Here is a 23,842-nt window from a genome sequence, read left to right on the forward strand (position 1 = left end):
TGCCTTTGGCCTGGCCGTGAATGAATGAGCAAATGGCTGCCTGACCCACACTCAAAATGATTTATCATACGCCGTATGTTTATTTGCGCGAGGTAGCGGCTATGGCGTTCGGCAAGGTTTTTATCGCCACATCGGTGGATGGATTTATCGCCCGCAGCGATGGCGGCATCGACTGGCTGCCCGCTGGGGAGTCCGGCGAGGACTATGGCTACGGGGCGTTCATGGCCTCGGTGGATGGCATTGTCATGGGCCGTGGCACCTATGAAAGCGTCCTGGGCTTCGAGCCCTGGCCGTTCGAAAAACCGGTGGTGGTGCTCAGCCGTACCTTGAGTGACCAGGATGTGCCGCACCCCCTGCGGCACCGGCTGCGGATCAGCGCCGCCGAGCCCCTGGCACTGGTGGCGCAGCTGCGGGCCCAGGGCTGGGAACACGCCTATATCGATGGCGGGGCGGTGATTCGAAGCTTTTTGCACGCCGGGTTGATCGACGAATTGACCCTGACCCGGGTGCCGGTGCTGATCGGCAGCGGGCGGCCCCTGTTCGGCGAACTTGAAGGGGATGTGCGCTTGAGCGTGGTCGCTTCGACGCTGTATGCCGATGGCCTGGTCAGTACCCGCTATCGCGTCGAGACGGTGCCCGCCCATGACTGAGAAAACCAGGCGCAGCGGTCGTCCCGCAGCCGGATGCTCGCTCAACCTCGACCAGGTCCTGGACGCCGGCCTGAGCCTGCTGGAAGCAGTGGGCCCTCAGGGCTTTGGTGGCAGAGCTTTAGCGCGGCAACTGGGGATAACGCCGATGTCGGTGGCCTATCACGTGGGCGATCAGCACAACCTGATGCGCCTGCTGGTGGAGCGGGTGCACGCCGAACCGCTGCCCGAACCGGCACCGGACCTGCCGCCCCGGCAACGGCTCCAGGCCCTGTTGGGTGGCTATATGGCGCGGGTTCGCCGGCACCCGGCTTTGACCTTGTGCGTCCTCAGTGACCCGCAGTTGTTCCATGGCTCGCTGGCGGACCTCAGCGCGCGCCTGCGGCAGGCCGTGGGCCAGTTCGACGATGACCCGGTGCTGTTCGACCTGTTGCTGGACTACACCCACGGCCATGCCCTGGCGCTGGCCTTGGCCGGTGAGGCTGGGCACGCACTGGAAGGGGCGTTTGAAGCGGGGCTGCGGCGTTTGTTGCGCTAAATCCCGGCAGTGGCGGGGACCAGCATGGCCGCGACCATTGCCCGAGATCGAACCCTGCGACGCTGGGTTCGAACACCTGGAACAGCCCTGAGTCGACTGGCGCCGCATTCAGCGTCAGGCGCCGTCACCCTCGACCGCCTCGATCAAGGCCAGGGCCTCGCTGCGTGACAGCGGTCGCTGCATGCGTTGCGCGAGCACGGCCATGGTGCGCTGGTGCTCGCAGGCCACCACCGATTCGACCTGTTCATCGACGCACAGCAGCGCGATAAAGCACTGGCGCTCCGGTTCTCCCAGGTACTCAATGTGCGTCCAGTCCCGGGCGTGGCCCAGGACTTCGAAGGTCTTGCCGTAGTGGTAAGTCCAGAAAAACGGCACATCGGCAAATTCCCGGTGCCCACCCAGCATATTGCCGGCGGCGAGAAAGGCCTGCTGCTGCGCCAGGCGCCAATGTTCGAGGCGCAGCGGGCGACCGGCGAGGGGGAAAGTCAGCATGTCGCCGGCCGCCCACAGGCCTTCGGCCACGCGCATCTGGCCATCGGCCTGGAGTGACTGGTCGTCGGCCAGGGGCAGGCCACGGGTCAGGCCGGTCGCCGGTTTGATGCCGGTGCCGAACAGCACCAGATCAGTGTCGAGCCGGGTGCCGTCCCGCAGCATTACCGCTTCGACCCGGCTCGTGCCCTCAAGCCTCACGGCCTCGGTGTCGGGGTGGAAAATCACGCCGTTGCGCTGGTGCAGGTCGCGCAAGGAGCGGCCGATGCGCTGCCCCAACTGCTTGGCCAGGGGCACGGCGTGGCGCGCCACCACCTGCACCTGCAACCCGGCCTTGATCATGGCCGAGGCCGCTTCCAGGCCGATAAAACCGTCGCCGATAATCACCACTCGGCTGCCCGGCGCGCAGGCATCGAGCAACTGTTCGGCATCGGCCAGGGAACGCAGGACAAAGGTCCCGGGTAGTTGGGCGCCGGCAATCGCCGGCCGCTGGGCAATGCCGCCGGTGGCCAGCAGCGCCGCGTCGTAGGTCAGGCTCTGGCCGTCGGCCAGGGTCAGGGTGCGTGCGTCGGCATCCACCGCGCGCACTTTGCCGCGCAGGCGCTGGATATCGGCGCTGCGATAAAAATGCGGGTCGAGCAGGGAGGGGATTTCTTCGACCGCCATGTCGCCGGCGATCACGAATTTGCTCAAGGCGGTACGGTCGTAGGACGTGGGGTGTTCCGGGTCGATCCACACCAGTCGCCCGGCATAGCCCTTGGCCCGCAGGGCGAAGATGGCCGCGCTGCCGGCCGCCCCGGCGCCCACCACCACAAAACAGCGATTGTCGCGTCGGGAGGAGGGGGGCGTCGCCGGCATGGGCTGGTCATCGACCCACACCGTCTGCTCCTCGACCCGCACTCCGTAGCGCTTGAGGTGTGCCAGGGCCGGCGGCTCACAGACCTCGCCGTTTTCCAGGGCAAACGCCGCCTTGTGCCAGGGGCAGATCAACCGGCCTGCACAGACCGCCCCGTCTTCCAGCGGTGCGCCGGCATGCGGGCATTGGGCCTGGAACGCGCGGACTGCCTGGCCATGGCGCAGCAGCACGACTTCCTCGGCCCCGACCTGGACCCGTATGCCACGGTCGTCACGCAACTCATCCAGGCGGGCCACGGCATGAAAGGTCATGGGCCGTCTCCTTCAATCAGTCGCCGGCGCCCCCAGCCCCCGAACCTGCGCCGACCGCGCCGCCGGAGCCCGCCTTGCCGGTGCCCATCGGGCCTTTCTGGGTCTGTTCCGATTTATTGTTCTGCAACTGGTCGTTGGAGTACGGGCCGGGTTGGGTATTGGTGGTGTTGTTCTTGGGTTTGGCGCCCGAACCGGTGCCGCCGCTGGGCGGGCTGGGGTTGGTGCCCGGTGGCATCGCCGAGCCGCCGTTGTCGTTGCTGTTCATGCCCGACGCGTTCGGCGCCTGGTGGGTATCGGCGGTTGCAGCCTGCACCGGGCCTGCCAGCACGCAGGCCAGGCCAGCCAGGGCCAATGTGGTACGCAAAGAATTTTTCATGGGAGAACCTCTTGCTGGGACCAGGTGCAATGCACGACCCAAGGGCATCTGCCGCGGGCGGTCAGGGTGCAGTCCTCATCCGGTGAGCGATTTCAAACCTCGCCAGATTGGGAAAGCGCAGGAGCCCGGAAAGTTTAAAAAATTTGCCGATCAACGATGAATGGAAGCGCGCTGGGGCTTGTCCGATGAACATTGCAGCCCGCGTGGCGGAGGTTCCGGTGGGGGCAGGCCGTTGCAGGGCGGCACGAATGGCATGTTGTATTTTCAACGGGAGGGTGCAGACTGATTCGGCGCCCCGTCCGGGGCAGGCCCCCTCCCTTTGTTCAGGCACACAATAATAAACCGCGGAGACCGCCATGTCTGACCAGCCCGAGCTGCCACCCCGCGTCGATGATGATCGCTTCCGGCTGTTGGTCGATGCCGTGATTGATTACGCGATCTACATGATCGACGCCCAGGGGTTTGTCGTCAGTTGGAACACCGGGGCCAGGCGCTTCAAGGGCTATCAGGAAGCGGAAATCCTCGGCGCGCATTTCTCCTGTTTCTATACCCCCGAGGACCGTCAGGCCGGGCTGCCCCAGCGCACCCTGGATACTGCCCTGCACGAGGGCCGGTTCGAGGGCGAGGGCTGGCGGGTGCGCAAGGACGGCACGCACTTCTGGTGCCACGTGGTGGTCGACCCGATCCGCGACCCCCAGGGCCAGTTGCTGGGGTTTGCGAAAATCACCCGCGACCTGACCGAGCACAAACTCGCCGAGCAGACCCTGAAGCAGAGCGAGCAGCAATTTCGCCTGCTGGTGCAGAGCGTCACCGATTACGCCATCTACATGCTCGATGCCCAGGGCCGGGTCAGCAGCTGGAACCTGGGGGCGCAACGGATCAAGGGCTATGCCGCCCAGGAGATCATCGGCAAGCATTTCTCGCTGTTTTATAGCGAGCAGGACCGCGCCGCCGGGGAGCCGGCGCGGACCCTGGAGATTGCCCGGCAGGACGGGCGCTTCGAAAAGCAGGGCTGGCGGCTGCGCAAGGACGGCACGCAGTTTCTGGCCCATGTGGTGGTCGACTCGATCCGCGCCGACACCGGGGAAATCATCGGCTTCGCCAAAATCACCCGGGACATCAGCGAAGCCTTCGAAGCCCAGAAAAAACTCGAACTGGCGCGGGAGGCGCTGTTCCAGTCGCAGAAACTCCAGGCCATCGGCCAGCTCAGCGGTGGCATCGCCCATGACTTCAACAACCTGCTGACGGTGATTCTGGGCAACCTGGAACTGCTGCAAAAGCGCCTGGGGGATGACCCGAAGCTGACGCGTCTGGCGACCAATGCCGTGCTGGGCGCCCAGCGTGGGGTGTCGCTGACCCAGCGCATGCTGGCCTTTGCCCGGCGCCAGGAACTCAAGACCGAATCGGTGCAACTGAGCCAGCTGCTGGCCAGCCTCAACGACCTGCTGTGCAGTTCCGTGGGGCCCCAGGTGATCGTCACCGCCGAACTGCCGCCCGAGCTGCCGGCGGTGCAGGCCGATATCAATCAGTTGGAACTGGCCCTGCTCAACCTGGCGAGCAACGCCCGGGATGCCATGCCCGGCGGCGGCAGTATCCATATCAGTGCCCAGGTGCGCGGCGCCCTCGGCACCTTGGGTGAAACGCACTACGTGTGCCTGTCGGTGATGGACTCCGGCGAAGGCATGGATGAACAGACCCTGGCCTGCGCCGCCGAGCCTTTCTTCACCACCAAGGGCCTGGGCAAGGGCACCGGGCTCGGTTTGTCCATGGTGCATGGCCTGGCCGAACAGCTGGGCGGGCGGCTGGTGCTCAAGAGCAGCAAGGGCCAGGGCACCACCGCCGAGCTGTGGCTGCCCCTGGCCACCGAAGCGGCCCGTCAGTTGCCGCTGAAACAGGATCCAGGCCTGAAACCGACGTTCAAACCGTTGTCGGTGCTGGTGGTCGACGATGACAGCCTGGTGCTCAACAGCACCACGCTGCTGCTCGAAGACCTGGGCCACCGGGTGATCTGCGCAGACTCCGGGGCCCAGGCCCTGCATTGCATCGAGCACGAGCCGGACATCGACCTGATGATCACCGACGTCGCCATGCCGCAAATGGATGGTGCGCAACTGGCCGAGGCCATGCGCCAATTGCGTCCGGAGTTGCCGGTCATCCTGGCCACCGGCTATGCCCAGGACCTCGCCGGCCTGGCCAGCACCCTGCCACGGCTGTTCAAGCCCTACACCCAGTTGCAGTTGCTCGAAGCCGTGACCCAGGCGCTGGAAAAGCCCCCGGCACAGGGGCGCCTCGGATGAAAGCGCTAAAGATCGCCACCTTCAATATCAATGGTATCCGCGCACGATTGCCCAACCTGCTGGACTGGCTCGAACGCGAGCGACCCGACATCGCCTGCCTGCAGGAGCTGAAGGCTGTGGATCGGGATTTCCCCGCCAGCCAGCTGGAAGCGGCCGGTTACGGCAGCCTGTATCGGGGCCAGGCCTCGTGGAACGGGGTGGCGATCCTCGCCCGGGATTCGCAGCCGCTGGAGATCCGCCGGGCCTTGCCCGGCACCGAGGACGACCCCCAGAGCCGCTACCTGGAAGCGGCGGTCCACGGCATCGTGGTGGGCTGCCTGTACCTGCCCAACGGCAACCCGCAACCGGGGCCCAAGTTCGACTACAAACTGGCCTGGTTCGAACACCTGATCGAGCACGCGGCGCAGCTGCAAAGCAGCGAGCATCCGGTGCTGCTGGCCGGCGACTACAACGTGGTGCCCACCGATTTCGATATCTACAACACCCGCTCCTGGCTCAAGGACGCCTTGCTCCAACCGCAAAGCCGCGCCTGCTACCAGCGTCTGCTGGACCAGGGCTGGACCGATGCCTTGCGCCACCTGTACCCCGAGGAACGGGTCTACACCTTCTGGGATTACTTTCGCCAGCACTGGCAGAGCAACTCCGGGCTGCGCATCGACCACCTGCTGCTCAACCCGGCCCTGGCGCCTTACCTGAAAAACGCCGGGGTCGACGCCTGGGTGCGCAACGAGCCCCATGCCAGCGACCACGCGCCGACCTGGATCGAACTGGGCACGCGCAAACGCCGCTGACCCGCCTCGCCGCCGTCCATTCCCGTAATGCTCAACAGCCGCCTGCACCGGTGGTCGCGGGCGGCTGCACGGCGATGGAATTTTTTTCGAGGCGCAGCGCTCTTCCTTCTAGAGGCGTGCAACAACGCCCGGCGTCCGGCCGTGATGGCCGTCGACGTGTCGACCCTTTACTGGTGCTGGAGCCTGCCATGCCTGATTTAGCCGCCGTACGCTATTCGTCTCGCACCCCGGGGAGCCGCTCATGAGCCTGCTCGAAGCACTGCGCGGTACTCCCGGCGAGTTGTACCAGGGTGAGCCCCTGCATAGCCTTTACCAGCGCTTGTTGGCCGATGCCGACCCGCAGTCACGGACCCTGGCTGACGACTTTCTGCGCCAGCAACTGCAACAGGCCGAGGCCGGCGATGACCCGCTGCCCGAGCATCCCGAGCAGTTGCTGGCCTGGATCGAGGGCAATTGTGCCGATGTGGCCCAGGACTACGCCGCGTATTTAACGGCGCGGCAGCAGGGCGCCCCCCGGCGCTACTTTCAGAACAAGGCCCATGCGCTGTATTTCCTGCAAGGTGTGGCGCCCACCAAACTGGTGGACGGGGCCTGGCTCTACGGCGCCCTGGGCCACTGGCAGGACTACCGTTACGACGGCCTGTTGACCACCTACCTCGAAGAGTTGGGCGACGGCGAGCCGGCGCAGAACCATGTGGCGATCTATCGTCGCCTGCTCGCCGAACAGGGCTGCGACGCTGACCTGCCGCTGGATGACGAACTGTATCGCCAGGGCGCCATTCAGCTGGCACTCGGCTGTTGCGCCGAGGCCTATATGCCCGAGGTGCTGGGCTACAACCTGGGCTACGAGCAGCTGCCCCTGCACCTGCTGATCAGTGCCTATGAACTCAGTGAACTGGGCATCGACCCGTACTACTTCACCCTGCATGTCACCATCGACAACGCCAGCACCGGCCATGCCCGGCGCGCGGTGCAGTCGGTGCTGGAACTCAGGCCTATGGGCATGGACGCCGACGAGTACTGGCGTCGGGTGCGGCGTGGTTATCGCCTCAACGACCTGGGCCTGGGATCGAGCGCGGTGATCCGGGGTTTCGACCTGGAGCGTGAGGTGGTGGCCATGCTCGAACGCAAGCGGCGCTTTGGCCAGCACATGCATTCCGACTACTGCCGCTTCGATGGCAAGAGCGTCAACCAATGGCTGGCCGAGCCGGGGCAGATCCCGGCATTCCTCCAGGCGTTGCAGGCCAGAGGCTGGATCAAGCGCCATCAGGACCCGGCCGACAGCCGCTTCTGGCAATTGATTGAGGGCGCGGGCGCGGCGATGTTCGGGGTGTTCAGCGGTTTTGAGAAACAACTGCTGCAGGACTGGATCGCCGGCGACTGGGACGCCCGCCCGCGCATCACCCCGGCGCGCCTCGGCAGTGCCCATGACGCCGCGCCACCGCCCGCAGTCGAGGACCCGGAAACCCAGGCCCTGGCCACCGCCCTGGAGCAGCAGCCGGTCGAGGGGCAACTGGCGCTGCTGCTGCCCTGGCTCGGCCCGCAGCGTCATTCGCGTCCGGCCGGGCTGTACGCCACGCGGCGCTTTATCCAACTGCGCGCCAGTGTGCGCTGACCCACAAGGAAGCCCGGTCCATGATTGATTCCGCGCCACGCACCACGCCTTTGCATGACTCGTCCCAAGCCCAGGCCGATCAGGCCCTGCTGCGACTGGGGCAACGGCTGATGGCGGCCAGCTATCGGTTCATTACCCCGACGCCCCTGACCCACCAGAGGGTCAATGGGCGCCTGGCCGACCCGCGCGCGACGGACCTGCGTGGGGTGTTCGGCTGGTCACGGCCCTTCGATGCAGGGCTGTTCGACGCCGCCGAACTGGCCGAGCTGCAACAGGCCGGCATTGTCCAGGAGGACGCCGGGCAGTTGCGCAGCACGGTGCGCTGGTCGAGCCTGGGGCCCTTGCTGCTGGCCCATTCCGCGTACCCCACGGAGGAGGCGGACGCGGTGTTTTTCGGTCCTGACAGCTACCGCTTCGCCAGCCTGATCGAGGACCACCTGCGCCAGCGTTTCAGCCCGGTGCGGCGGGCGGTGGACATCGGTTGCGGGAGTGGGGTCGGCGCCTTGCTGGTGGCCCGCTCGCGCCACACGGCCGAGGTCCTGGCGGTGGACATCAATCCGCGGGCGCTGCGCATGAGCGCGGTCAACGCCGAGCTGGCCGAGGCGCACAACGTCAGCGTCTATCACAGTGATGTGCTGGGCAGCGTCGAGGGCCGGTTCGACCTGATCCTGGCCAACCCGCCCTATATGCAGGACACCCAACAACGGGCCTATCGCCACGGTGGCGGTGAGCTGGGGGAGCAGCTGTCGCTGCGTATCCTGCGGGAGGCGCTGCCGCGTCTGCAGCGCGACGGCAGCTTGCTGCTCTACACCGGCGTGGCGATGGTCGAGGGCCGCGACCCGTTTCTCGACGCCGCGCGACCGCTGCTCGACAGCGAGGCCTATGCCTGGACCTACCGCGAACTCGATCCCGATGTGTTCGGTGAAGAGCTGGAGAAGCCGGGCTACGAACGGGTCGAGCGCATCGCCGTGGTGGCCTTGACCGTCACCCGCCGGTCATAGGTCCGGTGGCGCGTCGGCCACGGGGCTCCACTCCAGGGTTCGCCGCACCTTGGCCAGCAGCTCCTGGATATGAAACGGCTTGGAGATGATGTCCATGCCGTCCCCCAGGAAACCCTGGATATTGGCTGCGTTTTCCGCATAGCCGGTCATGAACAGCACCGGCAGTTCGCGGCGCCAGACCCGGGCCATATCCGCCAGTTCGCGCCCGTTCAGGCCCGGCAGGCCGACATCGGTCAACAGCAGGTCGATCGACGGGTCGCCCTGCAGGCTGGCCATGGCCTGTTCGACCTCAGCCGCCAGGGTGCAGCGGTAGCCGGCATCCACCAGCACCTCGGCGACAAAGCTGCGCACCGAAGGCATGTCTTCGACGATCAGCACATGCTCGCCGCTGCTGTCTTCGACTGCCACCAGGTGCTCGACCTGTTGCGCTGCGGCGTCGGCACTGGCCGGCAACATGATGGTGACCTCGGTGCCCTGGCGCGCCACGCTGCGGATCCGCGCATCGCCCCCCGATTGCCGGGCAAAGCCGTAGATGGTCGACAGCCCGAGGCCGGTGCCCTGGCCCAGGGGCTTGGTGGTGAAAAACGGATCGAACACTTTGTCGATCACGTTGTGGTCGATGCCGACCCCGTCGTCCCTGACCGACAGCGCGACATAGGGCCCGTTGTCCAGTTTCAGGTTGCCATGGGAGTACGCGGCATAGGTGGTGACCCAGATATTGCCGCCCTTGGGCAGCGCGTCGCGGGCGTTGATCACCAGGTTCAGCACCGCGCTCTGCAACTGGATCGGGTCCACCAGGGCCACGGCGGCCTTGGTGGTCAATTCGAGCTTGAGGGTAATGTGTTCGCCGATGGTGCGCACCAGCAATTCTTCCAGGGAGCGGATGTGCTCGTTGATGTCGATCGGCCGCGTGTCCAGCGGCTGCTGGCGGGCGAAGGCCAGCAGCCGGTTGGTCAGCCCGGCGGCGCTCAGGGCCGAACTCAGGGCGGCGTCGGCGTAGTCGATGACCTTGTCGGTGCGCTCGCTGAGCATGCGCTTCTTGATCAGTTCCAGGCTGGTGATGATGCCGGTCAGCAGGTTGTTGAAGTCGTGGGCGATGCCGCCGGTGAGCTTGCCCAGGGCGTCCATCTTCTGCGCTTGCAGCAACTGCGCTTCGGTGCGTGCCAGCTGGCTGGTGGCGTTGTCCAGCTCGGCCCGCTGGTCACGTTCGCGCAGGCGGTGTTCGGTGACGTCTTCGACAAATACCAGGCTCAGCTCGGGGCTGCGATAGGGCGAGATCTGCCATTCGGTTTCCCGGGTCTGGCCGACGACCTGCATCTGCAACGTGCCTTTCCAGCGCTCGCCGGCCGCCAGACGCAGACGCAGTTCCTTGAGCACCGCGCACTGGTCCCTGGCAAAGCATTCGAGCAGGGTGTCGGGGTTGAGGTTGTCCTGGATCAGTTGGGCGAACGCGTGGTTGCATTCGTGCACTTTCAGCTCGGCGTCCATCACCGCGATGGGCGCGCTGATATTGAAGAAAATCTCGCGAAAGCGTGCCTCGCTTTCTCGTAAGGCATATTCGGTGTCGCGCACCCGCAGCAGGGTGCGCAGGGTGGCCAGCAGCACGTCCGGGTCCACCGGGTGGATCAGGTAGGCATCGGCCCCGGCATCCAGGCCGGTGATGATGTCGCCGGTCTCGATCGACGCGGCCGACACATGCACCACCGGCAGCAGGGCGGTGGCCGGGTCGGCGCGCAGGGTGCGGACAATGTCGAAGCCGCTCATGTCCGGCAGATTGACGTCCAGGATCAGGCCGTCCACCACCTCGCTGGCGATGATGTCCAGGCCTTCCTGGCCGGTGCCGGCTTCCAGTACTTGATAATGGTGGCGCTCCAGGCGCCGGCGCATGGCGTAGCGGGTGGCGGCGTTGTCGTCGACGATCAGCAAACGGATGTCACGCTTCATCGACGGGCTCCTCGGCAATTGAGAGAGGGATGATCACAAAGAAGGTCGAGCCTATCCCTGGCGTGCTGTCAACACCCACTCTGCCGCCCAGCAGTTCGGCAAAGCGCTTGCACAAGGATAGGCCAAGCCCGGTGCCGCGCAGGCGCTTTTGCAGCGGTGAGTCGATTTGCGAGAAGTCCTCGAACAGGTTGCTGTGCAGCTCCGCCGGGATCCCGAGCCCGGTGTCATTCACCGCAAAGCGGATTTCCTGCTGGTTCTCCATCCGCGCCGAGACCCGCACCTCGCCTTGCAGGGTGAATTTCAGGGCGTTGGAGATGAAGTTGCGCAGGATTTGCGCCAGTTTTTTATCGTCGGTGAACAAGCGAGGCAACCCCGACGGCTCTTCGAAGATCAGGTCGATGGACGAGGCGTCGACAATCGGCCGGAACATCCCGCGCAGGGCGGAAAACAGGTCCAGCATGTCGAACCAGGCCGGGGAAATGCTGATTCGCCCGGCTTCGATCTTGGCCAGGTCCAGCAGGTCATCGACCATGTCGCTGAGCTCGCGGGCAGAGCTGCTGACAAAGGCCACCTGCTTGTGCTGCTCGGGGCTCAGGGGGCCGTCCAGCTCGTCGCTGAGCAGGCTGGCGATGCTCAGGATCGAGCCCAGCGGGGTGCGGAACTCGTGGCTCATATAGGACAGAAAGCGGCTTTTCAGGTCCGAGGCCTGGCGCAGTTGCTCGGCCTGGGTATCCAGCTCGGCGTAGAGCGCCAGCACGCCCTGGTTGGTTTCATCCAGTTCGTCGCGCAGCGCCTCGGCTTCCGCTTGCAGCTGGCGCACCAACGGCGAATCTTCGGGGATAGGCGGGGGAGTGGAATCAGCCATCGATGGCCTCCAGGGCAATCACCAATACGGTTACGTCATCCCGGCCGCGACAGTAGTCACGATGCAGGACGGTCGCGATCAGGGCCGGGTGGCGCTGGGCGAGCCCGGGGTAATCCTGCAGGTTCCAGCGCGACTGCAAGCCGTCGCTGTACAGGATCAGCAACTGGCCGCTGGCGTCCGGGTAGTCGAAGGGTTGCGCCTTGCGGAACTGGCTGCCGACGATGCCCGGGTGCGAAGCCAGCCCGCGGGATTTACCCTGGCTGATCAGGCTGGCACCGATGTTGCCGATGCCGGTGAAGGTCAGCCGGCCTGCGGTGGCATGGTACTGGGCAATCGCCACGGCGCCTCCCCGGGTGCCGGTCATGGCGATATGCAGGTCGTTCATCAGCTCGGTGGGGCTGAGGAACGGTGCCAGGGCGAACACCTCTTCGCCGGCACGCGCCGCCCGTTCGGCTTCACTGCCGTGACCCAGCCCGTCGACCACCAGCACACTCAGGCGCCCGGGTTCGAGCGCCAGGTGCCAGGCATCGCCGCAGGCCGGGTCGTTGTGCAGCGAGTGCTGGCTGACCCCGTAGCGCAGGTCCTTGACCACGGACTGGCGCGGATACAGCCGGGCCAGCAGCACCGAGCCACGTTCGTCGGCGTAGGCGTCGAACACCTGCGCCAGGCGGCTGATGCTGCCCAGGCCAATGCCCTGGGTGCCGCCGGTGGAATAACCGTCGATCAGGCAGTGGCGCAGGTCGAAGCCCTGGCCCCGGTCCACGGCGATGATCTCGATGCCCTGGGCCTCGGGCCCCGCCAGGGTGCGCAGGTGCAGGGCGCCGTGAGTCGCATGCTTGAGCAGGTTGCTCGCCAGTTCGGTGACCACCAGCGCCACGCGCCCGCAGTCGGTTTCGTCGAAACCCAGCTGCTCGGCGCGTTTTTGCGCGGTGCGCCGGGCATGCCCGATCTGGCTCGGGTCTTCGATCAACAGCACTTCGGTGAGTGCGCTCGGAATATTCAGGCCCATCGTGTAATCGTCACGCGGGTGCCCTGGCCGGGCGCGGTGTCCAGCACGAACTCATCCACCAGGCGCTTGGCCCCGGTCAGCCCCAGGCCCAGGCCGCCACCGGAGGTCCAGCCGTCGGTCATCGCCAGCTTGATGTCGGGAATGCCCGGGCCCTCGTCGCGAAAGGTCAGGCGCAGGCCGGTGCGGGCCTGGTCTTCGATGATGTCCCAGTCCATGTGGCCGCCACCGCCGTAGACCACGGTGTTGCGCGCCAGCTCGCTGACCGCCGTCACCAGCTTGGTCAGGTCGATCAGGCGCATGCCGCACTCCTGGCACAGCTTGCGTGCCAACTGGCGGGCCAGGACCACGTCCTGCTCGATCAGGATCGGATGGGTGCCGCTGCGCGCCGGGGTCATTCCGCCTGTACTCGGGTGCGCAACAGTTGCATGCCGCGCTCGACATTCAGCGCGGTGCTGACCCCGGGCAGGGTCAGGCCCAGTTCCACCAGGGTAATGGCCACGGCCGGCTGCATGCCCACCAGCACGGTCTGGGCGTCCATGATCCGCGACAGCCCGGAGATGGTGCCGATCATGCGCCCGATAAACGAGTCGACCATGTCCAGCGCGGAAATATCGATCAACACGCCCCGGGCCGAGGTGCGGCTGATGTGTTCGGACAGGTCGTCCTGCAGCGTCAGCGCCAATTGGTCATGCATATCGACCTGGATCGTCACCAGCAGAAAGTCGCCCATCTGCAGAATAGGAATGCGCTCCATGCTTAAACCGCCTTGCTGACAGTGACGCCCAGGCGTTTCAGGGCCAGGGCCAGGGCATCGGCCAGGTTGGCCTTGGTCACCACGCCCTGCAGGTCCAGGCCGAGGTGGACGATGGTCTGGGCAATCTGCGGACGCACGCCGCTGATGATGCAGTCGGCGCCCATCAGGCGGATGGCGGTCACGGTCTTGAGCAGGTGCTGGGCCACCAGGGTGTCGACGGTCGGGACCCCGGTGATGTCGATGATCGCGATCTCCGAGCCGGTGTCGACGATGCGTTGCAGCAAGGATTCCATCACCACCTGGGTGCGCTGCGAATCCAGGGTGCCGATCATCGGCAGGGCCAGCACGCCTTCCCACAGTTTGACCACCGGAGTCGACAGCTCCAGCAGTTCTTCCTGCTGACGCTTGATCACCGATTCGCGGGACTTCTGGAAGGTCCGGATGGTGTGCATGCCCAGGGCGTCCAGCAGCTCGGAAACTTCCCAGAGTTGCTCGGCCAGCAGCGCCGGCTGTTCCACGTACTCGTGTTGCAGCAGGGCAAACAGCGGGCCCTTGAGGGCGAAAATGAAACTGGCGGTCTGCTGCGAGTCCTGACCGATCAGGGCGCGGCTATGGGACAGCTTTTCCAGGAACTGCCGGGCTTCGGCCCAGTCGTCATGGTTCACATTCTGCGAATTGCCGGTTTTCAATGCGGCAATGATCAGCCCCAGGAAATCGGCGCCCTGCTGCTGCAAGTCATCCTGCTTGATATTGCGCGCGGCACCTGAGGCCTCGAGGCTGGCGACCCATTCGCCCAGCAGGTTCTTTTGATTGTTCTGCAATAAATCCAGTGTGCGAGCTTGAAGTACCGCCATGTTGATCTCCTGGGAATAACGCTGATGTACACGACAGAAAGGACAAAAAGGTGACTGACCCGTGGCGGCGTCCCTGGGCGATAGTGCCTTTGGACCCGGACCTGGGGGCAGTCTTGTGCGGGCGGTAGTTTCTACCAATTTGAACCATTTTGAACACTGCCACGCTTGAAGAAAGTCTTAAAAAATACCGGGGTTGTGCTGGGTTGCTCATATCGAAATGAGGTCAACCAGCCAGAGCGTAGAAGACCTGCGCCCACGCTGCGGATTTTCTCCCACGATGCGGGGCACAAACGGGGGCAGGCGGGCAATGATGCGCACCACGGCCGCAGGTTGCGGGCCGTGGTGACAATCATGAAGTTGCTGCTGTTTTGATGTCATTCCTGAGGCTTGGACCAGAGGCCCTTGAGCCAGTTGGTCTTGGCCAGTTCGATCACCTCATCGCCGCGCCCGCTCATCACCGCCTTGAGCATGTAGAGACTGAAGCCCTTGGCCTGTTCGAGCTTGATCGCCGGCGGCATGGCCAGCTCCTGTTTGGCGGTGACCACGTCCACCAGCACCGGCCCGTCATGGGCCAGGGCGGTGCGCAAGGCGCCTTCCAGGTCTTCGGAGCGCTCCACCCGCAGGCCGAGGATGCCCATGGCATTGGCCATGGCGCCGAAGTCCGGGTTGTGCAGGTCGGTGCCGGTGTCCAGGTAGCCGGCGGATTTCATCTCCATGGCGACAAAGCCCAGGGAGGCGTTGTCGTAGACGATGACTTTCACCGGCAGCTTGAGCTGGGCCAGGGAAATGAAGTCGCCCATCAACATGCTGAAACCGCCGTCGCCCGACAGCGAAATCACCTGGCGCCCGGGGAATGCCGCCTGGGCGCCCATGGCCTGGGGCATGGCATTGGCCATCGAGCCATGGTTGAACGAGCCCAGCAGGCGCCGCTTGCCGTTCATTTTCAGGTAGCGCGCGGCCCACACCGTGGGGGTGCCGACGTCAGCGGTGAAGATCGCGTCTTCGTCCGCCAGTTCGCTGAGCACCCGGGTCAGGTACTGCGGGTGGATCGGCCGGTTTACGGGGCTGGGCTGGGCCAGGTCGTCCAGACCCTTGCGGGCCTTGGCGTAATGCTTGAGGGACTCGTCGAGGAAGCTGCGGTCGCCCTTGTATGGCAGGCGCGGCAGCAGGGCGGCCAGGGTTTCGCCGACGTCGGCGGCAATCCCCAGGTCGAGGGTGGCGCGCCGGCCGAGGGCCTGCGGGTCGCGGTCGATCTGCACGATGCGGGCATCGCTGGGGTAGAACTGGCGGTACGGGAAGTCGGTGCCGAGCATCACCAGGGTGTCGCAGTTGAGCATGGCGTGGTAACCGGAGCTGAAGCCGATCAGCCCGGTCATGCCGACATCGAACGGGTTGTCCCATTCAATGTGCTCCTTGCCGCGCAGGGCATGCACCACCGGCGCGCCGAGGGCGTCGGCCAGGGCCACCACCTGGTCATGGGCGCCGGCGCAACCGCTGCCGCAGAGCAGGGTGGTGGCCTTGCTGTTGCTCAGCAGCTCGACCAGCCGGTCCAGGTCCTGGGGCGCGGGCAGGGTGCGCGGCGCGTGCAGTGCCGGCCAGGGCTTGAGGTGCGCCTCGACCTCCTGCAACGCCACATCGCCGGGAATCACCACCACCGCCACGCCCCGGTTGAGGATCGCGCTGCGCATGGCCCGGTGCAGCACCTGGGGCATCTGCGCCGGGTTGCTGACCAGTTCGACGAAGTGGCTGCATTCCTTGAACAGCTCCTGGGGATGGGTCTCCTGGAAGTAGTTGAGGCCGATCTCCGAAGACGGGATCTGCGCGGCAATCGCCAGCACCGGCACATGGTTGCGATGGCAGTCGAACAGGCCATTGATCAGGTGCAGGTTGCCCGGCCCGCAGCTGCCGGCGCACACCGCCAGCTCGCCGGTGGCCGCGGCTTCGGCGCCGGCGGCAAAGGCCGCCACCTCCTCGTGGCGCACGTGCATCCACTCGATGCTGTCCATGGTGCGCAAGGCGTCGGTCAGGCCGTTCAGGCTGTCGCCGGTCAGGCCCCAGATGCGCTTGACCCCGGCTTGCTCAAGGGTGGTTGCCAGTTGCTGGGCAAGGGTGATTTTCGCCATGGAGTGCTCCCGTCGTCCGATTAAGAAGTCGTTGCGATCAAGAGAGGACAACAGGCGAGGGCGGATGATTCCACTGAGGGGGCACTTATCCGGCCCCCAGGGCGGTGTTGCCGCGCCCTCAGCTAAAGCGCGAGGGGCGGCAGGGGGCGAGGGCGTCGCAGGTCTGGCCGTGGATCAGTTCTTCGCTGACCAGGCGCCCGACCGTGGCCGCGAGGATCACCCCGGGGTGCATCACCGCCAGGTACAGCCCCGGGTGCCCGGCACTCGGGCCAATCACTGGCAGGCGGTCGGCGGGCATCGGGCGCTGGCCGACCTCGACGCTGCGCAGGGTCACGGCTTCGGCGCCGCGCAATGACTGGCGCACGCTGAGCAATGCGGCCTGGGCCAGGGCGTCCGGTCCTTGTGCGCCGCTGGCGGCGATGTAGTCCTCGGCCATCAGCAAGCTGCCGTCCGCCGCTTCGCGGATTTCCATCTCGCTGTTGGAGATCAGGGTCTTGATCAGGCCTGGCGGGGCATCGAGACGGATCAGGATCGACGGCGAGGCGTCCACCGGCAGAAGCAGGCCCAGCGGGGCGACCAGGGCCGGGGTCGCGCAGCCGGCGGCGAGCACCACGCAATCGGCGTGGCAGGCGCCGTTGGCGGTGTCGACGCCGATCACCCGGCTGCCGTCGAGTCGCAGGCCCAGCACCGGGGTCTGTTCCAGCACCTGGGCGCCGTGGGCTCGGGCCCCGTCCAGCAGGGTGCGGGTGGCGGCCACCGGATCCAGACTGCCCTCCGCGGGGGCGTAGCGGGCGCGCTGCGGCGGCGTGATCAGGTTGGGTTCAAGCTGCGCGACCTGGGCCTGGTCGAGCCACTGCAGCGATGGGCTGGGGCTGAGGTGGGCGCTGGCGCCGTTCGCGGCCAGGGCGGCGGCGGTGTAGCACAGCGCTCCCGACCACGTGATGCGCAGGTCCGGCAGCTCGTGTTCGAGGCGCCAATAGTCCGCCAGGGCCTGGGCGCGCAGGGCCTGGATCGCCTTAGGCGCTTCATCGGCGGTGTTGATCCAGGCAAATGAATGGCGGGTCACGCCGCTCGCCGCAACCGACTGCTCAAGCACCGTCACCTGTGCGCCCTGGCGTGCCAGGTGGTAGGCGATGGAGGCGCCGACAATGCCGGCTCCGACCACGATCACACTTGAAGGGGGCATCTGCACCTCGGGGGAGTGGGTATTTCAGGTGGCCGCACCTTAGCGCTGGCGGCGGGCGCCAGGCAAAGGAATGAATGTTATGAAAGTGCAACCAGGCCCCAGGCTCGGGCGCGCGCCTGGGGCGGTTGCAGAGGAGGCTTCTATTCCAGCTTCAGGCTCAGACCCTGGGCCTGGGGCAAGGGGTTGCGCATCAGCCGACCGACCATCAGCGCCCCCAGCAGGGCGAGGATCCCGGCCACCGTCAGCACCCGGCCGAAACCGCCGACAAAGGCCTGCACTGCCAGGGGCTCGACCACGGCCCGGGCGCTGTCCGGCAGGCTGGCCAGGGCGCCTTGCATATCCCCGGCGACCACCCGCGAGGCGATGTCCGGCGCCTGGTCCAGCCATTGCGGCGCCTGCTGGCCGAGATCGACCTGCAGCAGGTGCTGGGTATGGCTGGCCAGCAACGCCCCGAACACGCCGATGGCCAGCATGATGGCGCTAAAACGCATGGTGGTGCTCATGCCCGAGGCCATCCCGGTCCGCTCCCGCGGTACGCAGGCCATGATGTTTTTCTGGGTGTCGCCATTGAGCAGCCCGGCGCCGGCACCGGTGACGGCAATCGCCAGGGCAAAGCTCAGGTAGCCACCGGCGTGCACTGCCCAGGCACTGAGCAGATTGCCCACCCCGACCAGGGTCAGGCCTGCGGCCATCAGGGTGGCCGGGGCATAACGCCCGGCCAGGCGTGCGCCGATGCGCGGGCAAATCAGCATGGTCAGGGCAAATGGCAGCATGCCCAGGCCCGAGGCGATGGCGGAAAACTGCAGGCCGTTCTGCAAGTAGAACGGCAGCAGCGTCATCATCACCTGGGCGCAACCGGCGTAGGCGAACATCCCCAGCAGGGCGCCGATCAGTCGTGGGTGGCGCAGCAACTGCAAATCCACCATGGGCCGGCGCTGGGCTTTTTCGATCAGCACGAACAGCCCGAGCAAGGCCGCGCCGCCCAGCAGGCGGGCGTAGGTCAGCGGGTTGCTCCAGCCGATGCGGTTGGCTTCGATCAGGCCCCAGATCAGGCACAGCAGGCTGGCGCTGAAGGCCAGGCTGCCCCAGGGATCGAGGCGCGCGGCCTGGGTGTCGCGGGACTCGGGCACATGGCGCAGGACCATGGACATCAGCGCCAGGCCCACTGGCAGGTTGAGGTAGAAGATCCAGCGCCAGCCGATGTACTGGGTAATCAGCCCACCGAGGGTCGGTGCGGCGGTCATCGCCACGCCCATGCAGGCGCCCCAGAATGCCCAGGCCTTGGCCCGCTGCACATCGTCGTGGAAGGTATGGCCGATGGAGGCCAGGGCCGAGGTCAAGAGCAGGGCTGCGCCCACGCCTTTGATCGCCCGGGCGATATCCAGCCACAGCGCCGAGGGGGCGGCGCCGCAGCCGAGGGAGGCGAGGATGAAAATCACCAGGCCGCAGAGCAGGGTCTTCCTGCGTCCGAAGCGGTCGGCGAGGCTGCCGGCGGGCAGCAGCAAGGCGGCGAAGGCCAGCATGTAGGCGCTGACCACCCATTCGATATCGACGAAGTTGGCCCCCAGGTCGCGGGCGATGCTCGGCAGGGTCACGGCGACGATATTGGTGTCGAGCACGATCAGCGAGCACACCCCGGACGCGGTGAGCAGGGTCCAGCGCGGGTTGGGTTGACTCATGGCTGACTCCGCTGGGGCAGGGCCGCCAGGGCGGCGAGGGCGATTTCATCGTCATGGGCCGGGGTGTCGGCGCTGACCCCGATGGCGCCGATCACCTGGCCGTCGACGATGATGGGCTGCGCGCCTTTCATCATCAGCAAACCGGCGGTAATCGCCGCCTGACGCCCACCATTGATGGCATTTTCCAGATCGCCCGAGGGCCGCTTGAACAGCGCCGAGGTGCGCGCCTTGCCCTGGGCCAGCTCGATCCCGGCGACCACCGGAGCGCCGTCCATGCGCGCACTGAGGATCGGCCAGCCGCCGTCGTCGACGATCACCACCGCGGCCGGCCAGCCCTTGGCGTCGGCGGTCTGCTGGGCGGCCTGGAGCAGCTGTTGGGCGCTCTTCAGGTCAAGGATTGCCTTGCGGGCAATACCGGTGTCGGCAGCGCCGGCAGAAGCGAGCTGCAGGCTGTAACAAGTGATCATCGCCAGAAACAGGGGTTTGACGCGCATGGCATAGGCTCTCTAGGGTGGAGGTCGAGCCAGCTTATCGCGACGCTTCGGGTGCCTTGTTAGGCGCAATGCGGGACTTCATTACCTTTGAGCTAACGCCTTTATGGAAATTCGTCATTTTCGCTACTTCCTGGCCGTGGCCCGGCAGCGCAATTTCACCCGCGCCGCCGAGCAGTTGGGCATTGCCCCGCCGACCTTGAGCCGGCAGATCCAGGACATGGAGCAAGCCCTGGGCACGCGCCTGTTCCTGCGCCAGCAGCGCGAGGTCAGCTTGACCGAGGCCGGTGCCGCGTTGGTGATGGAGGCCGAGGCCACGGTGCGCCAGTTCGAGTTTGCCCAGCGCAATGCCCAGCGCGCCGGGCGCGGGGAAATCGGCCATATCGAACTGGGTTACGTGGCCTCGGCGGTGTACTCGGGCCTGCTGCAAAAGCAGGTGCAGGCTTTTTGCCGGCAATACCCGGACGTCAGCCTCAGCGTGCGCGAAAAGCCCATGGCCGCGCTGCCGGGACTGGTGGCCGATGGGCGCTTCGATATCGGTTATATCCGCTCCCCCATGACCCTGCCCGAGGGGCTGGAAGCCATCGCCCTGGACGCCGAAGGGTTTGTGCTGGCGTTGCCGGCGCAGTCCTGGCTGGCTCGCCTGGGGGACATCAGCCCGGAACATCTGCGCGGCGAGACCTTTATTCTCCCCGAACAGATCAGCGGCACCCTGCAAGTGGCGGCCCAGGGCGGCTACGCACCGACCCTGGGCCCCCAGCCCGGCGGCCTGGTGGCCGTGCTGGCCCTGGTGTCCCTGGGCCAGGGCGTGGCCGTGGTGCCTGAGTCGGTGATCGGTCATATCAGCCTGCCCAACGTCCTGTACCGGCCGATCAAGGGCGGCGACGCCTCCTCACGCCTGTCCCTGATCCACCGCCGCTTCGAACAGGCCCCGGCCGTGGTGCGCTACCTCGAACAGATCAAGCGCGAGTATCGAAGAGTGCCCTGATAGAGCTGAATGGCGTGGCCGTTGGACCCTTGAGATCGCCGCGTTCCGTCAGATGCGCCAAGGCGGCAGAACGCCTGTAGCCGTTGCCGCCAGGCTGCGCTGGCCCTTGAGGTCGCCGTGCTCTGTCAGATATAGCAAGGCGGCAGTGCCGGCCAGCGCAGCCTTCGGCAGCGGCTACAGGAGTCGGGGGCGGATGGAGTCGGCGAGGCGGGTCAGGATCAGGCAGCAGGACACAGCGCCGGCATCCAGCACGCCGAGTGACCGTTCGCCCAGGCGGCTGGCACGGCCGATCCGGGCCACCAGATCGCGGGTTGAGTCCCGGCCCTGAGACGCCGCGCTTTTCATGTGCTCCAGTGCTTCATGGAATGAAGCCCCTGCTGCGTGTGCCTGTTCGAACGCCTGCACCGCAGGGATCAGGGTGTCCATCAAGCACTTGTCGCCGACGCCGGCCTCGGTGATGTCTTGCAGCGAGGTCAGGCCACCGCGCAGCAGGCGGGCGAAGGTCGCCGTGTCGATCTCCTGTCGGTCGCGCACCTCATTGGCCATGCCGATAAACAGGCTGCCGTAGAGCGGGCCCATGGAGCCGCCTATGCCTTCCATCAGGCTCAGGGTCAGTTCGTCGAGCGCCCCGGCCAGGTCCAGTTCACGCCCTTCCAGGGCACGGCCACAGTGGGCAAAGCCCTTGGCCATATTGATGCCGTGGTCACCGTCGCCGATGGCCCCGTCGACTTCGCTCAGGTATTCACGGTTGGCGACTATTACGGTCACCAGGTCGGCCACGATGGCGCCGCCGTCACTGCTGGAAAAAGACTGGCTCATGGTTCACTCCGTCTGGGTCATGCCGATGGAGCGGCAAGGTTGGTCGATCAGGGTTTTGAGTTCGGCGTCCAGGCCCAGCAGGGTCAGGGTCACGCCCATCATTTCCAGTGAGGTGAAATAGTTGCCGACGTAACAGCGGTGCACCTTGAGCCCCTTGGCGCGGATCTGCCGTTCGACTTCAGCGTAGAAAATATACAGCTCCATCACCGGCGTCGCACCGAGGCCGGAAACCAGTACCACCACGCTATCGTCGGTACTGAAATCGCGGTCGGCGAGGATTGGCGCCAGCATGCGCTCGGCCATGGCCGCAGCGGACTCGACGGGGATGACCTCAATCCCCGGCTCGCCGTGGTGACCGATGCCCAGTTCCATTTGCCCGGGGGCGATCTGGAAGTTGGGCTTGCCCACCGCCGGAATGGTGCAGGGGGTGAGCCCCACGCCAATGGAACGGCACCGGTCGACGGCGTTCTGCGCGACCCGAATCACTCCGTCGAGGTCATAGCCCTTGGCCGCCGCCGCGCCGCCGACCTTCCACATGAAGATCTCCCCGGCCACGCCCCGGCGTTTGGCAATCTCGGCCTGAGGCGCGGAGGCCACGTCGTCGTTGGCGACCACAGTGCGCACCTGCAGGTCTTTGCTGGCGGCCATCTTCATCGCCAGTTTCACGTTCATATTGTCGCCCGCGTAGTTGCCGTACAGGCAGGCGACGCCCGCGCCCTGGTCGGCGGCTCGAAAGGCGTCGAAGAAGCTTTTGGCGGTGGGCGAAGAAAAGATTTCGCCCACCGCCACCGCGTCCACCAGGCCTGGGCCGACATAGCCGAGAAACGCCGGTTCATGCCCCGAGCCGCCGCCGGTGACGATGCCCACCTGGCCTGTCGGCGAAGCGTCGCGTTTGCAGATCACCCGTGGGTTGGTCTCGAACTGGGCCAGTTCCGGGTGCGCCAGCAGGATGCCCTGCAGCATGTCCTCGACCACGTGGTCCGGGTCGTTGATCACTCGATTCATGACGGGGTTTCCTGTGTTCTTGTTGTTGATATTGGCCAGCGTCCGAACATGGCCAGAATAGTGCTGGTAGCGGCTGCCGAGGGCTAGGGTTTGAGCACCACTTTCAATGAGCGGTCGCCGCGCTCCATGACGGCGAAGGCTTCCTTGAAGTCGGCCAGGGCGAAGGTGTGGGTCACCACGTCGCGCATGTCGATCTTGCGGTTGCCGATAAAGTCGATGGCCCGTGGGTACATGTAGGGGCCCAGGTGCGAGCCGAGCACGTCCAGTTCCTTGCGGTCGCCGATGATCGACCAATCCACTGTGGCTTCGTCGTTGAACACGCTGAACTCGACGAACCGCCCCAGTTTGCGCAGCATCGCCAGGCCCTGGTTGACCGCCTTGTGATGGCCGGTGGCTTCGATGTAGATGTCGCAGCCGTAGCCTTCGGTGATTTCGCGAATCTTCGCCAGCACGTCGACTTCGGCCGGGTTCCACACTTCATCAGCGCCCATGCGCAGGGCGAGTGCGGTGCGTTCGGGCTTCATGTCGAGGACAATCAGGCGCTTGGGGTTGCGCATGCGCACCGCACCGATGATGCCCAGGCCCAGGGTGCCGGCCCCGGCGACGACTACGATGTCGTCGAAACCCACGTCGGCGCGATCAGCGGCGTGCAGCGAACAGGCCAGCGGCTCGATCAGGATCGCCTCATCCGGCGCGATGCTGTCCGGCACTTTGTGCACGATGCCTTCCTTGGTGAAGATCATGTACTGCGCCATGGCACCCTGGACGTTGTTCTGGAAGCCATACAAGTCGTGCTTCTGGCACATCCAGTACTGGCCGTGATTGCAGAAGCGACAGCCCCAGCACGGCACTATCTGTTCCGAAATCACCCGGTCGCCCACCTTGACCCCGCGTTTCTCAGCCCCGGGCCCCAGGGCCACCACACGGCACACGAACTCATGGCCGGGGATCATCGGTGGCTTGACGTAGCGTGGTTGCTCGGCGTCGCCCCAGAACGAAGGCGCTCCGCGATAGGTCTTGATGTCGCCCATGCAGATCCCGCAGAGCTCGACCTTGGTCAGGATCTCCTCGGGCCCGGGGATGGGCACCGGGACCTGCTCCAGGCGGTAGTCCTCCGGGCCATAACAGACCACGGCCTGCATGGTTGCCGGAATCGTTGGCGACAGGCGTTCGTGTGTCGGGGTTTCGAGCAGCGTAGACATGG

Annotated in this window: 22 protein-coding genes; 7 read left to right on the forward strand and 15 right to left on the reverse strand. The window is 65.9% G+C overall.

Annotated features, from left to right (window positions below; genetic code table 11):
- Nucleotides 1-101: 101 nt before the first annotated feature.
- Nucleotides 102-650, forward strand: a complete 549-nt coding sequence (locus AC19YX_RS21850; RefSeq protein WP_201131490.1) for a dihydrofolate reductase family protein — start codon at nt 102-104, stop codon at nt 648-650.
- A complete protein-coding gene (locus AC19YX_RS21855) occupies nt 643-1,185 on the forward strand; it encodes a TetR/AcrR family transcriptional regulator (protein ID WP_500606995.1) in 543 nt (180 codons plus the stop codon). Before AC19YX_RS21850 ends, AC19YX_RS21855 begins: the two co-directional genes overlap by 8 nt.
- Nucleotides 1,186-1,299: 114 nt before the next feature.
- On the opposite strand, the gene AC19YX_RS21860 is transcribed toward AC19YX_RS21855, so the two are convergent.
- Together AC19YX_RS21860 and AC19YX_RS21865 are read right to left on the reverse strand one after the other, a co-directional pair.
- Nucleotides 1,300-2,841 (reverse strand): FAD-dependent oxidoreductase, encoded by a 1,542-nt coding sequence (locus tag AC19YX_RS21860; RefSeq protein ID WP_500606996.1) that lies wholly within the window; start codon nt 2,839-2,841, stop codon nt 1,300-1,302.
- A 16-nt stretch (nt 2,842-2,857) separates the two neighbouring features.
- Nucleotides 2,858-3,217: a hypothetical protein gene (locus AC19YX_RS21865; protein WP_078468769.1), complete on the reverse strand. Its 360-nt coding sequence runs from the start codon at nt 3,215-3,217 to the stop codon at nt 2,858-2,860.
- Between the two features lie 356 nt (nt 3,218-3,573).
- On the opposite strand from AC19YX_RS21865, the gene AC19YX_RS21870 reads away from it, so the two are divergent.
- The 4 genes from AC19YX_RS21870 to AC19YX_RS21885 all read left to right on the forward strand — a co-directional run bounded on the left by AC19YX_RS21870 (nt 3,574) and on the right by AC19YX_RS21885 (nt 8,921).
- Complete coding sequence (locus AC19YX_RS21870) at nt 3,574-5,514, forward strand: hybrid sensor histidine kinase/response regulator (RefSeq protein ID WP_500606997.1); 1,941 nt, start codon at nt 3,574-3,576, stop codon at nt 5,512-5,514.
- The gene (xth, locus tag AC19YX_RS21875) at nt 5,511-6,305 is read left to right on the forward strand and encodes an exodeoxyribonuclease III (protein WP_500606998.1); all 795 of its coding nucleotides are present in this window, start codon (nt 5,511-5,513) and stop codon (nt 6,303-6,305) included. Before AC19YX_RS21870 ends, xth begins: the two co-directional genes overlap by 4 nt.
- 241 nt (nt 6,306-6,546) lie before the next feature.
- Complete coding sequence (locus AC19YX_RS21880; RefSeq protein ID WP_500606999.1) at nt 6,547-7,920, forward strand: iron-containing redox enzyme family protein; 1,374 nt, start codon at nt 6,547-6,549, stop codon at nt 7,918-7,920.
- Nucleotides 7,921-7,940: 20 nt separating this feature from the next.
- Nucleotides 7,941-8,921 (forward strand): methyltransferase, encoded by a 981-nt coding sequence (locus AC19YX_RS21885; RefSeq protein ID WP_500607000.1) that lies wholly within the window; start codon nt 7,941-7,943, stop codon nt 8,919-8,921.
- Here AC19YX_RS21885 and AC19YX_RS21890 read toward each other — a convergent pair.
- The 10 genes from AC19YX_RS21890 to AC19YX_RS21935 form a co-directional block, all read right to left on the reverse strand.
- A complete protein-coding gene (locus AC19YX_RS21890; protein WP_078468774.1) occupies nt 8,916-10,865 on the reverse strand; it encodes a PAS domain-containing hybrid sensor histidine kinase/response regulator in 1,950 nt (649 codons plus the stop codon). The two genes, AC19YX_RS21885 and AC19YX_RS21890, sit on opposite strands and share 6 nt — an antisense overlap.
- Nucleotides 10,855-11,730, reverse strand: a complete 876-nt coding sequence (locus AC19YX_RS21895) for a sensor histidine kinase (protein ID WP_078468775.1) — start codon at nt 11,728-11,730, stop codon at nt 10,855-10,857. The genes AC19YX_RS21890 and AC19YX_RS21895 overlap by 11 nt, the downstream gene beginning before the upstream one ends.
- Nucleotides 11,723-12,739, reverse strand: coding sequence for an ATP-binding protein (locus AC19YX_RS21900; RefSeq protein WP_178102899.1), 1,017 nt, complete (start codon nt 12,737-12,739; stop codon nt 11,723-11,725). Before AC19YX_RS21900 ends, AC19YX_RS21895 begins: the two co-directional genes overlap by 8 nt.
- On the reverse strand, nt 12,730-13,134 hold the full coding sequence (locus AC19YX_RS21905) for an anti-sigma regulatory factor (protein ID WP_078468776.1): 405 nt from the start codon (nt 13,132-13,134) through the stop codon (nt 12,730-12,732). Before AC19YX_RS21905 ends, AC19YX_RS21900 begins: the two co-directional genes overlap by 10 nt.
- The gene (locus tag AC19YX_RS21910; RefSeq protein ID WP_500607001.1) at nt 13,131-13,493 is read right to left on the reverse strand and encodes an STAS domain-containing protein; all 363 of its coding nucleotides are present in this window, start codon (nt 13,491-13,493) and stop codon (nt 13,131-13,133) included. The genes AC19YX_RS21905 and AC19YX_RS21910 overlap by 4 nt, the downstream gene beginning before the upstream one ends.
- A 2-nt stretch (nt 13,494-13,495) precedes the next feature.
- Complete coding sequence (locus AC19YX_RS21915; RefSeq protein ID WP_500607002.1) at nt 13,496-14,347, reverse strand: STAS domain-containing protein; 852 nt, start codon at nt 14,345-14,347, stop codon at nt 13,496-13,498.
- Between the two features lie 374 nt (nt 14,348-14,721).
- A complete protein-coding gene (gene poxB / locus AC19YX_RS21920) occupies nt 14,722-16,470 on the reverse strand; it encodes a ubiquinone-dependent pyruvate dehydrogenase (RefSeq protein ID WP_500607003.1) in 1,749 nt (582 codons plus the stop codon).
- 118 nt (nt 16,471-16,588) lie between these two features.
- A complete protein-coding gene (locus AC19YX_RS21925; RefSeq protein WP_500607004.1) occupies nt 16,589-17,656 on the reverse strand; it encodes an NAD(P)/FAD-dependent oxidoreductase in 1,068 nt (355 codons plus the stop codon).
- 140 nt (nt 17,657-17,796) lie between these two features.
- Nucleotides 17,797-19,335, reverse strand: a complete 1,539-nt coding sequence (locus AC19YX_RS21930; RefSeq protein ID WP_500607005.1) for an MFS transporter — start codon at nt 19,333-19,335, stop codon at nt 17,797-17,799.
- Entirely contained in the window at nt 19,332-19,829 is a 498-nt protein-coding gene (locus AC19YX_RS21935) for a GlcG/HbpS family heme-binding protein (RefSeq protein WP_500607006.1), read from the reverse strand. The genes AC19YX_RS21930 and AC19YX_RS21935 overlap by 4 nt, the downstream gene beginning before the upstream one ends.
- A gap of 103 nt (nt 19,830-19,932) precedes the next feature.
- On the opposite strand from AC19YX_RS21935, the gene AC19YX_RS21940 reads away from it, so the two are divergent.
- A complete protein-coding gene (locus tag AC19YX_RS21940; RefSeq protein WP_020295208.1) occupies nt 19,933-20,814 on the forward strand; it encodes a LysR family transcriptional regulator in 882 nt (293 codons plus the stop codon).
- A 174-nt stretch (nt 20,815-20,988) separates the two neighbouring features.
- Here AC19YX_RS21940 and dhaL read toward each other — a convergent pair whose 3' ends face one another.
- From dhaL to AC19YX_RS21955, 3 genes are all read right to left on the reverse strand, one after another.
- The gene (gene dhaL, locus AC19YX_RS21945; protein WP_201131477.1) at nt 20,989-21,633 is read right to left on the reverse strand and encodes a dihydroxyacetone kinase subunit DhaL; all 645 of its coding nucleotides are present in this window, start codon (nt 21,631-21,633) and stop codon (nt 20,989-20,991) included.
- A 3-nt stretch (nt 21,634-21,636) separates the two neighbouring features.
- Entirely contained in the window at nt 21,637-22,638 is a 1,002-nt protein-coding gene (locus AC19YX_RS21950) for a dihydroxyacetone kinase subunit DhaK (RefSeq protein WP_078468784.1), read from the reverse strand.
- An 83-nt stretch (nt 22,639-22,721) separates the two neighbouring features.
- Nucleotides 22,722-23,840 (reverse strand): MDR/zinc-dependent alcohol dehydrogenase-like family protein, encoded by a 1,119-nt coding sequence (locus AC19YX_RS21955; RefSeq protein WP_201131475.1) that lies wholly within the window; start codon nt 23,838-23,840, stop codon nt 22,722-22,724.
- Between the last annotated feature and the right edge of the window lie 2 nt (nt 23,841-23,842).

It is taken from the genome of Pseudomonas sp. MF09150 (assembly GCF_059862355.1).

Coding starts and splice junctions, on each gene's coding strand:
- AC19YX_RS21880 (WP_500606999.1), top strand. CDS start 6,547: ATGAGCCTGCTCGAAGCACTGCGCGGTACTCCCGGCGAGTTGTACCAG.
- AC19YX_RS21870 (WP_500606997.1), top strand. CDS start 3,574: ATGTCTGACCAGCCCGAGCTGCCACCCCGCGTCGATGATGATCGCTTC.
- AC19YX_RS21915 (WP_500607002.1), bottom strand. CDS start 14,347: ATGGCGGTACTTCAAGCTCGCACACTGGATTTATTGCAGAACAATCAA.
- dhaL (WP_201131477.1), bottom strand. CDS start 21,633: ATGAGCCAGTCTTTTTCCAGCAGTGACGGCGGCGCCATCGTGGCCGAC.
- AC19YX_RS21935 (WP_500607006.1), bottom strand. CDS start 19,829: ATGCGCGTCAAACCCCTGTTTCTGGCGATGATCACTTGTTACAGCCTG.
- AC19YX_RS21855 (WP_500606995.1), top strand. CDS start 643: ATGACTGAGAAAACCAGGCGCAGCGGTCGTCCCGCAGCCGGATGCTCG.
- AC19YX_RS21955 (WP_201131475.1), bottom strand. CDS start 23,840: ATGTCTACGCTGCTCGAAACCCCGACACACGAACGCCTGTCGCCAACG.
- AC19YX_RS21910 (WP_500607001.1), bottom strand. CDS start 13,493: ATGGAGCGCATTCCTATTCTGCAGATGGGCGACTTTCTGCTGGTGACG.
- xth (WP_500606998.1), top strand. CDS start 5,511: ATGAAAGCGCTAAAGATCGCCACCTTCAATATCAATGGTATCCGCGCA.
- AC19YX_RS21940 (WP_020295208.1), top strand. CDS start 19,933: ATGGAAATTCGTCATTTTCGCTACTTCCTGGCCGTGGCCCGGCAGCGC.
- AC19YX_RS21930 (WP_500607005.1), bottom strand. CDS start 19,335: ATGAGTCAACCCAACCCGCGCTGGACCCTGCTCACCGCGTCCGGGGTG.
- AC19YX_RS21890 (WP_078468774.1), bottom strand. CDS start 10,865: ATGAAGCGTGACATCCGTTTGCTGATCGTCGACGACAACGCCGCCACC.
- AC19YX_RS21865 (WP_078468769.1), bottom strand. CDS start 3,217: ATGAAAAATTCTTTGCGTACCACATTGGCCCTGGCTGGCCTGGCCTGC.
- AC19YX_RS21895 (WP_078468775.1), bottom strand. CDS start 11,730: ATGGCTGATTCCACTCCCCCGCCTATCCCCGAAGATTCGCCGTTGGTG.
- AC19YX_RS21860 (WP_500606996.1), bottom strand. CDS start 2,841: ATGACCTTTCATGCCGTGGCCCGCCTGGATGAGTTGCGTGACGACCGT.
- AC19YX_RS21950 (WP_078468784.1), bottom strand. CDS start 22,638: ATGAATCGAGTGATCAACGACCCGGACCACGTGGTCGAGGACATGCTG.
- AC19YX_RS21885 (WP_500607000.1), top strand. CDS start 7,941: ATGATTGATTCCGCGCCACGCACCACGCCTTTGCATGACTCGTCCCAA.
- poxB (WP_500607003.1), bottom strand. CDS start 16,470: ATGGCGAAAATCACCCTTGCCCAGCAACTGGCAACCACCCTTGAGCAA.
- AC19YX_RS21850 (WP_201131490.1), top strand. CDS start 102: ATGGCGTTCGGCAAGGTTTTTATCGCCACATCGGTGGATGGATTTATC.
- AC19YX_RS21900 (WP_178102899.1), bottom strand. CDS start 12,739: ATGGGCCTGAATATTCCGAGCGCACTCACCGAAGTGCTGTTGATCGAA.
- AC19YX_RS21925 (WP_500607004.1), bottom strand. CDS start 17,656: ATGCCCCCTTCAAGTGTGATCGTGGTCGGAGCCGGCATTGTCGGCGCC.
- AC19YX_RS21905 (WP_078468776.1), bottom strand. CDS start 13,134: ATGACCCCGGCGCGCAGCGGCACCCATCCGATCCTGATCGAGCAGGAC.